General features: G+C 51.5%; 9 protein-coding genes. 7 read left to right on the top strand and 2 right to left on the bottom strand.

Annotated features, from left to right (window positions below; all coding sequences use genetic code 11):
• Positions 1-156: 156 nt before the first annotated feature.
• Both C7B82_RS16185 and C7B82_RS16180 read left to right on the top strand, forming a co-directional pair.
• On the top strand, positions 157-2,184 hold the full coding sequence (locus tag C7B82_RS16185; protein WP_106257315.1) for a sensor histidine kinase: 2,028 nt from the start codon (positions 157-159) through the stop codon (positions 2,182-2,184).
• A 251-nt stretch (positions 2,185-2,435) separates the two neighbouring features.
• Positions 2,436-4,112: an ABC1 kinase family protein gene (locus tag C7B82_RS16180; RefSeq protein WP_106257314.1), complete on the top strand. Its 1,677-nt coding sequence runs from the start codon at positions 2,436-2,438 to the stop codon at positions 4,110-4,112.
• A gap of 88 nt (positions 4,113-4,200) precedes the next feature.
• Here C7B82_RS16180 and C7B82_RS16175 read toward each other — a convergent pair whose 3' ends face one another.
• A complete protein-coding gene (locus C7B82_RS16175; RefSeq protein WP_245939933.1) occupies positions 4,201-5,358 on the bottom strand; it encodes an HhoA/HhoB/HtrA family serine endopeptidase in 1,158 nt (385 codons plus the stop codon).
• A gap of 189 nt (positions 5,359-5,547) precedes the next feature.
• Between C7B82_RS16175 and C7B82_RS16170 the strand changes: the two genes are divergently transcribed.
• Positions 5,548-5,910 (top strand): metal-sensing transcriptional repressor, encoded by a 363-nt coding sequence (locus C7B82_RS16170; protein ID WP_106257312.1) that lies wholly within the window; start codon positions 5,548-5,550, stop codon positions 5,908-5,910.
• Between the two features lie 227 nt (positions 5,911-6,137).
• Here the strand turns inward: C7B82_RS16170 and C7B82_RS16165 are convergent, their stop codons facing one another.
• Positions 6,138-6,839, bottom strand: a complete 702-nt coding sequence (locus tag C7B82_RS16165) for a Crp/Fnr family transcriptional regulator (RefSeq protein ID WP_106257311.1) — start codon at positions 6,837-6,839, stop codon at positions 6,138-6,140.
• 1,172 nt (positions 6,840-8,011) lie between these two features.
• On the opposite strand from C7B82_RS16165, the gene C7B82_RS16160 reads away from it, so the two are divergent.
• From C7B82_RS16160 to C7B82_RS16145, 4 genes are all read left to right on the top strand, one after another.
• Positions 8,012-11,734 carry a hypothetical protein gene (locus tag C7B82_RS16160; protein ID WP_106257310.1) on the top strand — a complete coding sequence of 1,241 codons (3,723 nt, stop codon included), beginning with the start codon at positions 8,012-8,014 and terminating at the stop codon, positions 11,732-11,734.
• A gap of 32 nt (positions 11,735-11,766) precedes the next feature.
• Complete coding sequence (locus tag C7B82_RS16155) at positions 11,767-13,677, top strand: hypothetical protein (protein ID WP_106257309.1); 1,911 nt, start codon at positions 11,767-11,769, stop codon at positions 13,675-13,677.
• Between the two features lie 256 nt (positions 13,678-13,933).
• Positions 13,934-14,395: a DUF6335 family protein gene (locus C7B82_RS16150; RefSeq protein WP_245939932.1), complete on the top strand. Its 462-nt coding sequence runs from the start codon at positions 13,934-13,936 to the stop codon at positions 14,393-14,395.
• A gap of 134 nt (positions 14,396-14,529) precedes the next feature.
• Entirely contained in the window at positions 14,530-14,805 is a 276-nt protein-coding gene (locus C7B82_RS16145) for a DEAD/DEAH box helicase (protein WP_106257308.1), read from the top strand.
• Positions 14,806-15,280 lie beyond the last annotated feature (475 nt).

Raw genomic sequence — 15,280 nt, 5'->3', positions numbered from 1 at the left:
ATTGTCTTTGATGAGTTTCTACCGCAATGGAATTACACGGCTAAACCAGAATTACAGGTTATTTAATCCACGTTCCTAAGTGTGGTCACAAGACCGCGCTCATTCTTGTCTCCCACCCTCAGAGTGGTCTTGCCAGAAGAAGCCCCTAGTTCGCACATGCAGCAACCTGCAAACCTCACCACGCTGTGGCAGCAGATGCTGCAAATCACCTCAAGTCAGCCCGATTTTAGCCAGATGCTGACTGACCTTGCCGCCTGCCTCGGCAATGCATTCAATGCAGATGGTTGTGCGATCGCTCTCCTCTATCCGACAGACGCCATTGCCCAAGTCGTTTACTGGTTAGCCGATGCACCACCACTGCCCCTGGAGCCGTTGAAGACCATGCCTGCTATGTTTGAGGATTGGCAAGCGGATTCATCCGCCACCGCGATCGAGTCTGTTGAGGCTGTACAGACCCATCACACAGCAGCATTAAAGGCACGTAAATTCCTTGAAATCTGGCAGCCTGTCACATCGTTGCAGGCATTACCGTTACAGGTCGCTGCTGTTTTAGGCACGACAACACATGTTCAAGGCCGTGTGAATGGAGCCATTAGTTTTATGCGATCACGCCCCCACCGCTGGACTCAATCAGAAATCGCAGGACTTCAAACCGTGTCTTATCAGGTTGCCAGCACGATCGAACAGCGTCGGCTTCAGCATCAGCTCAGCCAGCAGATGCAGCATCAGCAAGTGGTCAACCAACTCACATTGGCCATTCACAACGCCTCTGATCTCAGCGCCATCTTAAAGCTCGCCACAGATGGGACTGCTCAAGCGCTACAAGTGCAGCGAGCTATGCTGTTGCGATTGAAACACTGGGACCCTCTTTTCCGGAACCGGGCTCAAGCGCACCTCCCAAAAATTAGGGTGAGCGTTGCCCACGAGTGGCTTAGCGATGCCGTTGATCGAGAGACCTTAACCCTCCATCAAGAGACCTCAACAGTATCGACTCAAGCTGAGACCACAACCACCAACCAATCGTTTTGGTTATCAGAATGTACCCTCTGCCAACAGGCCTTTCTAGATCCTGACAGCCCCGCCATGCTGACAAATGGACAGCTAGCCCAATCAAAATCAGATGTCGCTGCTTCAACGTACTCGAACAATCAGGTTGCCACAACGTTTCACGTAGAGTCATTGCCGACAATCCTACTAGCGCCCTTAGAGAGCAAAGGCGTTGTGTTAGGCTTTCTTGTTTTCCAGCAAGATCAACCCCGCCTTTGGCAGCCAGAAGATTTGGAGCTGGTGCAGCTGGTCAGTATGCAAGTCAGCACTGCCATTATTCAAACTGAGACTCTACGACAGGTGCAGTCTTTAGTCGAAAAGCGCACTGCCGAACTGCGCGAGAGTTTATCAGTACAAGCCAAGCTGTACGATCGCACCCGCTATCAACTGGATCAGCTACGGCATTTGAACCAGGCGAAAGATGAGTTTCTCAGTACCGTCAGCCATGAGTTGCGGACACCGCTCACCAGTATGACGATGGCGATCCGCATGTTACGACAAGTGGGCTTGTCCAGCGAGCGTAGCATCCGTTATTTAGACATTTTGGAACAGCAATGCGCTCAGGAAACCAATCTTATCAACGACTTGTTGGGACTGCAGGAATTGGAATCGAATCAGGTTGCGGTTCAGCTGCAAGAAATTGATTTAAAAGCGTTGATACAGGATCTGATCAGGCAGTTTCAACAAAAGTGGTCGTCCAAGGGGCTGACCTTAGAAACGAAGCTACCCAAGCGATCGCTACGCCTATTGAGCGATCGCGATAGCCTGCGGCGGGTTCTGTTTGAACTCCTGACAAATGCTGGCAAATACTCCAACCCCAACAGTCGCGTTCAACTCCATGTCACGCAAAGCAAAAATTCACCGAGCGATCAGATTATCGTGACGGTTAGCAACGTTGGACAGGGCATTGCACCTGATGAATTGCCCCTTATCTTTGAAAAATTCAAACGCTGTCAGGGTGCGACTCAAAATGCCGTGCAGGGCACTGGTTTAGGCTTGGCACTTGTAAAATCTTTAGTGCAGCACTTGAATGGTGATATCACTGCCTCCAGCCGCGTGACTGAAGATGCACACACCTACGAAACTTGTTTGACGCTCATCTTGCCGCAAACCCTTACCCACCATGAATTGCCTTAGACGAGATTGCATGGGCTCATATAACCATCGTGACAGCAGAGCCTGCTCAATCTATTGCCGGCGCTGTTCTAACCAGTAAACTTGAAATATCAGAGAAATAGCAGACGGCTCGGCTTACGACATGAAGTCATCGGCCTTTGTGAATTTGGACTCCGGACTCCCTCCCCGCTCCTGGAACAAGTAAGCAGTCAGTACTATTCAGGACAGCATTCTTTCTGAACGGTTAGGCTAAATGGAATATAGTCGATAGTATGCTCAAGTCCGCCACGCCTAAGTCACTTCGTTGGCAACGTGCTAAGCAGTCGCTGCTGGCACGGCAGACAGACATCTTTCTGTCCGCAGCGCGGTTGATGGGCTATTTGTGGTGGGATGGCACGATCGCCCGTCGGTTTCCGCAGCATCGCAATCGACGCGCCCAGTGGTTAGTGGGCACACTGCTTGATTTGGGCCCCACGTTTATTAAGATCGGGCAAGCGCTTTCCACACGAGGCGACCTGTTGCCGCCAGAATACATTCAAGCACTGGGTCAACTTCAGGATCGAGTGCCTCCCTTTGCTGCTGATGACGCAATTGCCACCATTGAAGCTGAACTGGGTGGTTCGCTTTATACCCTCTATGGAGATTTTGACCCTGTACCGATCGCGGCAGCTAGCCTGGGGCAAGTGCACAAAGCGCAACTGCATACGGGTGAAGAGGTGGTTATTAAAGTACAGCGCCCCGGACTTGAAACACTATTTGACCTGGATTTCAGGGTGTTGCGGCGCTTGCTCCGGTTTTGTCAGCGCTATCTCCCTATGACACGGGAATATGACCTGGATGCCATCTATGAAGAGTTTGCCCAGGTGCTGTACCAGGAAATCGACTACGTGCAAGAGGCGATCAATGCCGATCGTTTCCGTCATAATTTTCGTGACCACGCCCGCATTGTTGCCCCAAAGGTGTACCCGAAATACACCACCAAGAAAGTGTTGACGATGGACTATGTGCCAGGCATCAAGATTAACGATCGTCAAAGCCTGGAAGCAATCGGCATCAATGTTAAAGAAGTCAACCAACTCGGTATTTGCTCTTACTTGAAGCAATTATTGCAAGATGGCTTCTTTCAGGCTGATCCCCACCCCGGCAATATGGCGGTTAGTCCCGATGGCTGCCTGATCTTCTACGATTTCGGCATGATGGCAGAAGTCAAGTCGATCGACAAAGATCAAATGGTGCGAACCTTTTTCGCTGTCCTCCGCAAGGATACCGACCAGGTCATTCATACCCTTACAACGATGGGACTGCTGGAACCCGTCGCAGATATGATGCCCATTCGTCGCGTCATGGGCTTTGTGCTGGAACGCTTTACCGAAAAACCGATCGCGCTACAAGAATTTAGCCAGGTAAAGCAGGAGGTTTCGGCACTGTTTGCTCAGCAACCCTTTCGCTTGCCCGCTAAAATGACGTTTATTCTAAAGGCGCTGACGACGTTAGATGGCGTTGCGCGTGACCTTGACCCTCAATACAGCCTGATGGAATCCGCCAAGCCATTTGTGAAAAGCATTACGGTAGCAAAGGGACAAGGCAGCGGTCTTGGCGAATTGACGAAACAAGCGCGTGAGTATATTACCTATAGGCTCCGCCAGCCCAATGCCACAGAACGCTTAATTCAACGCCTGGAAGAACGCTTAGAGCAAGGAGAACTCGAACTGCAGGCACGATCGCTGGAAACCGATCGTGCGATCCAATCGATCAATCTCGCCCTTAAAAGCTTGATCTATGCTTGTTTAACTGGGTTTTCGCTGCTGTCTGGTGCTGTTTTACTGGTGGGCTCGTATAAACTATGGGCCTTCGCCGCCTTTGGGCTGGCTGGACTGGGCACACTCTTCTTAATTCGTTCCCTCATCACACTTGCTATTCGAGAGCGTGTTAGTCGGCTAGTCAGATAGAGCATCGTTTCTATGGCCCATCGGAGACAGCGCAGAACCTCTGCGCTGTCTCCGATGCTTAACGACTGCGACAGTGAGGTCGATCGCTCTAGGCTGCGTTTTGCAATTCAGCAGTCTGAACGGGCAATTGCTTCGTCACATCGCCGCGCTGCACTTTTACTTTCAGTGTTTGACCCAGGCGACTATTTTCCACGATCGTCTGGAGTTGTTCTGCTGTTGTAATCGTCTGTTCGTCGATTTGAGTGATCACGTCACCCCGTCGCAGACCCGCCTTAGCAGCCGGTGTATTAGGCAACACACGGACAACAATCACGCCGGTCACTTCTGGCACCATGAAAGCAGAATTGGGGTCGCTATTGTTTTGTCTGGCGAGTTCTGGAGTCAGCATCGTCATCTGCACACCCAAATATGGATGCACAATGCGTTCACCTTTTGCTAACTGGTCTTTGATGGTTTTCGCTTTGTTGATAGGAATGGCAAACCCAATACCCATCGCATCTGCCCGAATAGCCGTGTTGATGCCAATCACTTCACCCTGGTCATTCACTAACGGACCGCCAGAGTTACCGGGATTAATTGCGGCGTCAGTTTGAATAAAATCCAACCGCTTGTCGGGGATGCCCACCTGAGCACTGGAGCGCTTCAGCGTGCTGATAATGCCCAGTGTGACGGTGTTATCCAAGCCCAATGGATTGCCAACCGCGATCGCCCAGTCCCCAACTTGAATTTGGTCAGAATTTCCCAGAGAGACAACGGGCAAATTACTGCCATCAATTTTTACGACTGCCAGATCTGTCACTTCATCAGCACCGCGCACCTTTCCTTCGAAGGTACGTCCATCCTTCAGCGTTACTGTGACCTTATCAGCGCCATTAACAACGTGAGAATTGGTCAAAATAACACCGCTACGATCGACAATAAAGCCCGACCCCTGACCTCTCAGATGCTCCTCGCGGGGCGACTGCGGAAAGCCCTCTTCACCAAAAAAGCGGCGAAAGAACGGGTCTTCCAACATTGGATCGGGGGCGGCGCGGCGTGTAACTGTCCGTTCTGTATCGATACGGACGACTGCAGGACCGACCTGATTGACCGCCTTTGCTACAAAGCTACCCTTTCCAGCGTCATCTTTTAGCTGTGCCGGGTTGACAGCAGCGACTAAGGGTAAATCGTCTGCCTGAGCGGGTGTGACTGGCAGCGCCGTAAAGATGAATGTCACTGCCAGCACACCCATCAGAACAGTCTTCATAAAGGGGCGGAACAAGCGAGAAAGGGGTGAGAATCGCATAGCACCAACCTACTGGTATCAAACAGAGCTGAAATATCTCTACATCACATCTATTTTGACAGTCTAACCCTCAAACTGTGCTCGTGATGTCAACCAGGGTTTGACCTGGGCTAGAATCTTGAGTACCCATTCTGCTATTAGCCAACCTCAATGGCAACTTCTGAACGTACCAGCCGTGATCACGATCGCCTAGAGGATGCTCACCTCCATAAGCACAATCACAGTGCCTCTACACACACGCATATCCATAGTGAAGAGTCACTCAAGCGAGTGTTGAATCGTCTTTCCCGCATTGAGGGTCATATTCGTGGCATCAAAACAATGGTGCAAGAGAGTCGTCCTTGTCCAGATGTGCTGGTGCAAGTTGCGGCTGTCAGAGGAGCACTTGATCGAGTTGCCCGCATGATCCTGGATGAGCACTTAACGGAATGCATCGGTCGCGCTGCTAAAGAAGGCAAGATTGAAACTGAGATTGAAGAATTAAAGGCAGCCCTCGATCGCTTTTTACTTTAGAGGATGCTTGAACAGTCCTCGCTCATGGCATCATCCGCCCGTCATCTAAAACCACGGGCTCACTAATTGAAGTCTACTAAAGAGACTAAAAGGCTTATAGGGCGAGCATTTAGCCGTTTTAACGGGTTTCATATCATTCGCCCAACCTTCCAACCGTGGGCAGGATGGCAACTTTCTGTACTTTTCAAGCAGCCGCTGAGCGGCCCAGATTAACGCATCAACTCAGGCTAGATCATCAACCGTTCGAGTGCATGAGGGTCGGGAATCGTGAGCGTATCGCGTTCACGCACAATCAGCCCTTTCTTTTCTAGTTTGCTCAACACTCGCGTTACGGTTTCGCGCGCCAGTCCACTAAGACTACTCAGTTCACGGTGGGGCAGGTTCGGGATTTCAGTACCCGTTGAAACTTTTTTACCTTGTCCATCGGCCAAAAACAAAAGAATGTCTGCCACGCGTGAGGTGCTGTCAGATTCACGTAGCCGCAAGCGACGATTAACTTGCCGCAGGCGACGTGCCATCAACTGCGCTAATCGAATGCCTGACTGAGGTTCGGTGTGCAGTAAATTGACAAAGTCCTGCGCGGGCATGTTGCCAATTACGGTAGGAGCGAGAGTAATGACATCGGTCGATCGGGGTACCTCGTCCAGAGGTGCCATTTCCCCAAACAGCTCGCCTTTACCTAAGATGTTGAGCGTTACTTCCTTACCATCGAGATTGTAGGTACGAATCTTGACCCAGCCGTTCAAGATAAAGTACACCGAGCTTCCCCAATCATTTTCTAGCAAAATCACCTGGTTGGCTGGATGGCTCCGCATCACAACCTGAGCGGTCGCTTTTTCGACTACTGTTTCCGGGAGACCTTCAAAAAAAGGAGCGGAGCGAATCGATATATTAGCTTGAGCATCTCTGGGACTATACCGATCTTCCATGTGACTGCCGCGTCAAAATTCTCAAGTCAGGGTAAATGATAGTGCAAGGGTGCAAAGTTGTTTGACAAACTTTGACAAACCTGGCGATGAAGTCGGCATTCAAGCTAAGAGCCTTGCTAACGCTAGCCTAAGCAACCAAAATCTAGACCGTTAAAAGAGGGTTGCTTGCCGAACAAAGACCAGACCCTAACAATCGGAACTTTAGTTATGAACTGTTAGCGGCTAAATTTATATCACTTCACTGTATACATCACTGTAACGAGCAAGCATGTGACACAAATCAACCTTTAAGGCTTAGGTTCGGTGAAACCGAGTAGATGAGATTCATAGCAATAATAACCTAATGCACTGATGACATTTGGTTATTATTGCTGAATACTGCATTGTCTTCACACGTTAGGCATCCTGACTTGCCGTTTGGACAAGCGTACTGCTGTGTCTCTCCAATTAACTACAAGCGCTTGTAGAAGCGCTCTGGTCGTCGCTTACCGCAGGAAGGGATGGATCAACGCGTTAGACCGCTTCCCACAAGGGCAAACCCTAACGCCCCATGGCGTAGCCACACTCAAACGAGTATCGCTTTCGCTGTGGTACTGCGTAACGCTGTCACAGTTGGGCTAAAAGCGCTTGATGGGGTTAAACAGAGCCGTGTTTTAGTCATGTGTGGTTGGCCACGATCGACCAATGCTCTAGCGCAGCAATTTTCAGGAATTTGTCACTTTTTTACGTTCCTGACGTACACTTTGTCCAGATATAGTGGACATAAGGCATTTCAAACTCTCCTAAAAACAAGGATGATCTGTTAATGCCAGCCCGCTAGATCCAAAGGTAGCCTCCACTTTAACAGTCCAAAATCGTCGAAAAGAAGCCAGCCTTCCTCTTCATTATTGTGTCCTGTAAGGCTATTAAATGTTGAAGGTTACCAAACGTTAAGACTGTTTTTCCAACGCAGCCTCAGTTCAGCAGCGGCGCTACATGTTCGATCAGACTATTGTTTCGACACCTGCGATCGCCGTTTCAGGTCAATCTTTTTAGGTTTTGTCCGGGCGTAATTGTGGCTGTTCTGGGAAGCCTAACTATATTAGGAATAGATTAGGAATAATTAGGAATAGATTAGGAATAGCAGCTGTCTCCTAGCTCGCTTCTGCTCAGTACTCGTCAGGGGTTACATTGTGACTTCTCAGAAGGATCAAATTCAAGCGCTCATTACAGATATCGATGGTGTGCTCCAGAAAACAACGCCCCGTCTTCCGTGGGTTGTGTCTGGAGAAGTGACGCAGCAGCGCCAAGTTCTGGAGCGTGTGCGCAATTATCTAGTGACCTTTCAACGACGGCAGATCGTTGGTGAAAGCTATGGGCAAGCAGGAGACAGGCCAGACTTACTGGCGCATGACATTTACTCCTCGCAATCGCCCTACCAATCACCTCCATTAGAGGCTCAAGCTGAGCGATCGCAGGCCTATGGTCGAGACGAACTGTCAGCACAGCAAATGCTGCAGGCGATCGTGCAAGACATGGGCTACCTGCGCGCCAACGTGATGCAGCCGCTTCAATCCGATCTAGAGCTTTTACGCCAACAGCGAGAGTCACTAGTACAAGAGATTCATCAGCTTGAGTCACAGCGTCAGGGCTATGCAGGACAGCTACCTGGCAACCAACAGCAGATGATAGCGGAGTTCTTGCAAGCATTAATGAGTCGGCTGCAGGAAACGCTGCCTCAGCAAGTGGCACAGACCTTAAGAGGCAGCAATCAGCAGTCTTTACCCTACAGCGCTGACTTAGCACGTTCAGGGTCGGCTCCGCTTCAAGCAGCATCCAACTCGATTGCTCAAGGCTTGGGCAACATCCAGGTACCGCAGTCACAATCCGATGAGCTACTGATCAAGCTAGATTCCACCTTGAGCGTGGTGTTTGAGTCGTTACAGCGCAACGTACAAGCATACGAAGAGTCTCTTTCCCAGGGGCTGGATAAGATGCACAGTATGGGGCAGCAGGGTGAGATGATGTTCACGGCGCTGATTAGTCATTTGGCCAATCAGCTTGGGCAGGAAGCTTCGTCCTATCTACAGCCGCCTGCCACAAAAGGACTGGAGTCAGCCCGGTTAGCTAACCCTGCGTCTGGGGCAATGACACCTGGTTTCTCGCCGTCCTCCCCCCAACCGTTGAGTGTGGTGAATGCGCCCTTGTTTGAACAGCCCAGCGCTGGTGCAACCTCACAGCCTTTCACACTGCCGTTCCCTGGGACTGAAATCTCCAGCAATTTTACTGATGCAGTACCTGTGTCTGCTTTGGACACGCCTGCGCCGTCGGTAGACACGGCGATCGATTCCTGGTTGCGCTCTGCTAGTGGTGTAGACGCTACACCCACCGTTGATTACGAGCTTGCTGAATTAAACTTGGAAGGTTTTGACCTGAACCAGTTGGCAGCCCAAGACGTGAACGCTCTACTGGAATTGGATGCAAACTTACTGAGCACGAACCTAGCACCTCAGCCAATTTTAGCGCCAACAACCGCTTTACCAAGCACTAACGAGTCGAGCTCAGGGTCGGTCAGCGTTGAAGACACGGCTGATATCGATGCTGCGCTCAAGCTACTGGAGCAACTCAGTTCAGAATTGAAGGAACAGCCAGCGTCAGTGGCCGATGCGGATGCTCAAATTGATCGGATGTTGAGTACGCCCTCGCCACTCACAGAAGACACTACAGCGACGGGGATTCCTGATGATGCACGGGATGAACTGGACGAATTTTATGAGAGCTTATTTGGCAACGACGCGATCGCCGCTCAAGCATCGTTAGAGACGCCAGCAGCGATGGTCGACGTTAACCAACCCCCAGCGAACGCTGCCGTGGAGCCAGCACCCACGATCGCATCGCCAACCACACAGACGACGACAGCGCAACCTATTGATGTGCTTCCAGCTGACACACAAGCACCCAAAAGCACGCTAGTGCCACCAGAAATTGTTGCTGCACCAGCAGTGTCTGCGGTCGTTGACCCGACACTAGGCTGGGATTTGCTGGCGAAACCGTTAAGTACTCAAGCAGCAGCAGACATTCCAGTGGCCTTGCTAGACGATGAGCTACTCAGCGGTTGGGATTTTGAAGACGCTGAGATTGGTTTAGCTGAAACTGAACCAGTGACTGATGGAAATGAGCTGTTAGGCGTTGAAGAAGCCTCAACCAGCAGCGATCGCGACCCGCTAGTCGATATGCCTGCCGCTCCAACAGACACAAACGTTGTTTCTAGCGCTAGCCCGGTCACCGCCAGCGCCGAGACGCTATTGCCAGACCCAGCACCAGCCGTCGCGCAACCCATTAGTACAGACGAAATAACCACCCTTGCTGATTTGTTCGATGAGACGACGCCTGCTGAAGGACTGGAGGCCTCGATCGCGAATCCGATCGTCTTACCAGAAAACCTCAGTCAGCCTTCACCACCCCCCCCAGCTAGCGCGACCGAATTAACGTTGCCTATAACGGCTAACCAGGCACTCGCTGATCAAGCAGACGATCGTCGCCTAGGCGATCGCTACACACCTGCATCACCGGAAGAAGACTTGTTGCCGCTGGAAGAGCCCGTTGATGAAGCAGATTCCGAACTGTGGCTGGACGAAGGCACCTTAACACGCCTCAGCGAAGATCTTTTCAACTTAGAAGAGACGATCGTCGAGCCGTCGATACTACCGTATGGGGTTGAATCTGAAGTCAATCCGTCAGGGCTTTATTCAGATGCAGCGCCCTCAGAAGTAGTCGCTCCAGGAGAAGCCGCATTGACTGGCATTGCGTTCAGCTCTGACGACCCAACCTCCTTAGAAGACTGGAGTGCGTCGCTGAATGATTTTGCTGACGCCTTATCCACAAACGACTCTACGCAAGCTGCCACAGCATCCGAACTCAATGTGATTGCGGCCGAGCCGCCTGGGGCGTTCATCCTGGAGGGTATGGACGATCTCTTTGCAGACATCCCTGCCGCACCGCCTGTAACGGCCGTTCCACCTCCAGTTGTCTCCACGCAAGCCGATGCATCGGCTGCTTTTACGCTGGAAGGGATGGATGATTTATTCGCAGATGCCCCGACTGGCACCACGCCCTTGCCGCCGACATCCTTTCCAGAAACTGATCAGCCGCTGTTTACCCTTCAAGGCATTGACGATCTGTTTGACGGTGTGCCAATGGCCGGGTCAACACCGTTGCCATCGGCTCCAGGCTACCCATCAGACCAGTCATTACCGTTCACTCTAGAAGGCGTCGATGAGCTCTTTGCCGATGCGCCTCCGGTCAATGTAGCGCCGATGGGTGATGCCCTTCCAACTGCCGATGCGCTTCCACCGGTGCCCGAAACGGCGACCACAGACTTGCCTGTGCAGTTTGCTTTTGACTCTGATAGCACGCTGGAAACAACGGACGATATTTTCGTGCCAGCGCCGACCGCCAGTGTGCCGCCACCAGATGATGTGTCCAATAGAGCGATCGAGACATCATCAGACTTGTTACTAAACCAGTCCTCTGAGGTCGTTGCTCCATTCACCTTTGAACAAATAGGCGACTTGTTTATGGAGGTGCCGTCTGGGGAAGTGCCTTTGCATGAGCCAGTGGCTCATGAGCAAGCGGCAACCGGTTTCACTACGGCAGAACAACCCGTTGAAGTCGTTCCTGAACCGGCGTTGGCACCCTTTACACTAGAGCGAGTGGGCGATGTTTTTATCGAAAAAACCTTTGAGGAAGCAGGCTCAGACTTGCTGACCACTCCCAACCCACAATTGCCGTCCTCACCTCCCACAACTGAACCGTCAACATTAGAGCAAGCCTTTGCTAGCCTGATGGGTTCTTTTGACGACCCCATGCCAGCAACTGACGGGGTAGACACCCCAGACCCCGAAAAAAAAAAGTAGCTGAGCGCACTACCAACGCCTTAGAAGAGTCATTGCTCGTTGCCCAACCTGAGCTGCCATTGGAGCATGCGATCGAGCCCGTAGCAGAGACAGCTCTGACAGAACAAGCGCATGCGATCGCTGCCGTAGAGCCACCCAATGATGCTAGTGCTGCTGTTGCTGCAGAAACGGTTTGGTATCTGGGTATTGACGTGGGCACGACAGAAATTACAGCCGTTTTGTTGGATGCCCAGACAGGACAAACCTATCCTATTGTTTGGCAAGAGGTGGAAACACCCGATCAAACACCGTTGTCCAGCCTGCCTGCGATCGGTTATCTGGCGGCTCGACAACTACAGCACTTACCTGAAGCCCCGATCGCGTTGGGGTATCAGGCGCTGGAGGCTGAAGTAACCGCTGCGAGACAGCCCGAAGCACTGGGATTGTTGCTAAATAACTTCAAACCCTATCTCAAGGCTGCTACGCCTTATTTGAGCGAGCAGCAGCATTGGGAGCCGACCCTTCAGTGGTCTGACCAGCAAGCTTTAAGCCTGCAATGGTTACAGGAAGTGCTAGTGACACTCCTGCAGACACTACAAGGAAAGACGCTGGGGTTAACCAGTACAGCACCCACAATGGCACAAGAGGTCTTTCAAGCCGCGATCGCCCGTTTGACTGGCATAATCATTGGGTGCCCGACGGGGTGGTCAGATACCTATTGCTTTAATCTACGAGAAGCAGTGCTGGCAACGGGCTTAGTCACCCGTGCTGAACAGATCTACTGCCTTGAAGAGGCGATCGCTGCGTTGCTTGCCACTCTACCTCAGCGCTCCCCTTTAGAGAACCAAGACAGCATCGTTTCTGCCGCACCTTACAACCATCCTGATGACGCACTGCAAGGTGGCACCTTAGTCTTGAGTGCGGGTGCTACAACCACTGAGCTTGCGCTGGTGGATCTGCCGCCCGAGCGTGCCTTGCTCACCCGTAAACACCTGTATCTACGCAGTCTGGACTACGCAGGCGATGCGCTCGACCAGGATATCATTTGCCAAGTGCTCTACCCATCCGCATATAACTGGGACAGTCTGGATTTACAAAGCTTAGACTTGCCGTTACCTGGAGAACCAGACAGGGATGCTCGCGATCGCTTGCAGCAGCGTCTACGGAGTAGTGTGTTGGGACGACAATTGCTGAATGCTGCCAGGCAGCTCAAACTAGCGCTACAGCAGCAAGAAACGGCTACGTTCAGACTGAATGACCAACAGTGGACGGTCAGCCAGCAAGATTTGCACAGTCGGGTCACAACGCCCTACCTTCAGCAACTGAACCGAGAGCTAAACGTCTTGCTCAATCAAAGTGGCATTGCGGTGCAAGCAGTACAGCAAGTGATTTGTGCAGGCAGAACAATGGCGTTGCCCGCGATCGCTCACTGGCTCAAGCAAAAACTACCCAACACGCGCTTGCTTCAGGAACACGAGCCATCAACGGTGTCTAGCAGTCAAGTCGCCTTGGGGCTTGCAAGGCTGCCCCTCTATCCACAGATGTTGGATGTGGTGCGGCATCAGTACAGCGATTATTTTCTGCTGCATGAGTTGGTGCGGATTTTATCGGCTGAGGCGCTTTCGGTTGGGCGCATCCTGCAACTGCTAGAAAATCAAGGCATCAACACCAACTTTTGCCAACGCCCGATTCTCAGGCTTCTGGAAGGTCATTTGCCAGAAGGCTTGTTGCCTTCTGAAACGGCTGCGATGTTCACGCCTGAATCACAACAGAACTCTGATTACCAGGCATTAACCACACAACCGCTGTTTTTTAGAGAAGGCAACCAACTCTACGGGTTTAACCCTGAAACGCGCGATCGCCTCCAGCGTTATCTGACTGCAATTCTGGCAAACACTCATCAGACGCTGGCAGAGCCGTTGCTGATTGAGCTAGGTGTTGGGGTGAGGAGGGATGAAGGCTAAAGGATGAAGGCTAAAGCATGAAGGTTTACTTCAAGCGACGATTGGCTGCTTTTAGCATTACCTGAGCTTTTGGGTAGACACTGGTATTGGGTTTGACGGTTTCTAGCCTGTCGGCGATCGTGCGAAGCTGCCTGACCTGCGACGGGTTGAGTGTTTTTGCCTTCTATCTCCTGCCTTCTTTCTGCCTATATGAGGATTCTGCTACACCGTTGGTTGGTTAGGCTGCATACACAGAGATTTGCAAGGAGCCTATTCCATGAACATGGCAGACGATCGCGAATTAGATTTGCAAACCAACGATGCACTTGATGCTGACTCTGATCTAGATACTGATGAGTTCGATGACCTTGTGGAGCCAGATTCGGGCGATCTTCCTCAAGAAATTACGGAGTCCTATGGTACAGGCGTGCACGAGCAACCGAGTTCTGCAGTCGGTGGACGGGTAAGTGACTTCAATGAAGCCAGTCCGACTCTCACGGGTGGTGACATCGACGCTAACTACGAGCAAGCGAATGCGGACGGCGATGAGTCAGTAGGTGGCACTGTTTCTACCCCTGATATGGATGTTGTAGATGAACTGGGTGCGGCTGTGGGTTTAGAAATGAACGATCGCTCGTTTCTCCGCACCAACGACATGCTAGAAGAACGCGATGCTCGTCGTTGGGAGTTGGAGCCAACCTCCTCCGAAGATTACACCGAGCGGAGAGACGAGGAATAAGGCCAGCGAACGGTGACTGCTTGAAACGTGCCTTTGGCTAACACCGTGACTGCGTCAACAAAAAATATGGCTAGACAACGTAAACGCACGAAGCCGATCGTGCAGGCTGCTCAGGCGTACTTTGGTTATGAGATTTGCGGCCAGGACAGGAAGTAGCCATCCAATCGGTTTTGAATCGACAAGATACCCTTGTGGTGATGCCAACAGGGTCGGGCAAGTCGGCGATTTACCAGCTTGCGGCGGTGGAAATGGCAGGGGCAACTGTGGTCGTCTCGCCACTCATTGCGCTGCAAAAAGACCAGGTAGACGCGATCGAGAGCCAGGACTTGGGCGGTGCGGCACAGGTTAATTCGAAAACCCTTGAAGTTGGCATGGCTCTTTTGGGTGGTCTGCTACGACGAGTGGAATGAGGTATCAATACCTTCACACTTCGTTGCCGACCAGACGACGTTGCTGATTTACAGGATAGTTTTGTGGAAGCGGTTCGCGTTCCTTGTCTGTAGCAGGTCATACCCCTTAAGCCAACAGCAATGCAGCGAGCGGCTAACCGTCCCTACGATGGATCGCCTTTGCTATGAGAGCCATTCAAGTCGTTACAAGCTAGTTATGGAAATCTACAATGCAGCCATCGATCGACCCAGCGTATGGCAAAAGCGGCAGCCACGTCCGGTTACAAGTGCTAACCATTGTGGATTCCTCCAATTGGGTGGTCTGTATGGAGGATGGCGATCGAAGGCTCATACAGTTAAGACTGATGAGGCTTCATTCATAGTGAAGCTGCGTCATAATTAAGAAACGTAACGTCTTTTCATGAAGTTTTTTTGGGCAACTTTGGCCCATGCAAAGCAGTCAATAGATTGGCGTTCGGATGGGTTTTCAACGAGG

This window comes from Stenomitos frigidus ULC18 (assembly GCF_003003795.1).
GTDB classification, from domain to species: domain Bacteria; phylum Cyanobacteriota; class Cyanobacteriia; order Leptolyngbyales; family Leptolyngbyaceae; genus Stenomitos; species Stenomitos frigidus_A.
Note: the sequence above shows the minus strand (reverse complement) of the source record. Positions and strands in the feature narration are given on the sequence as shown.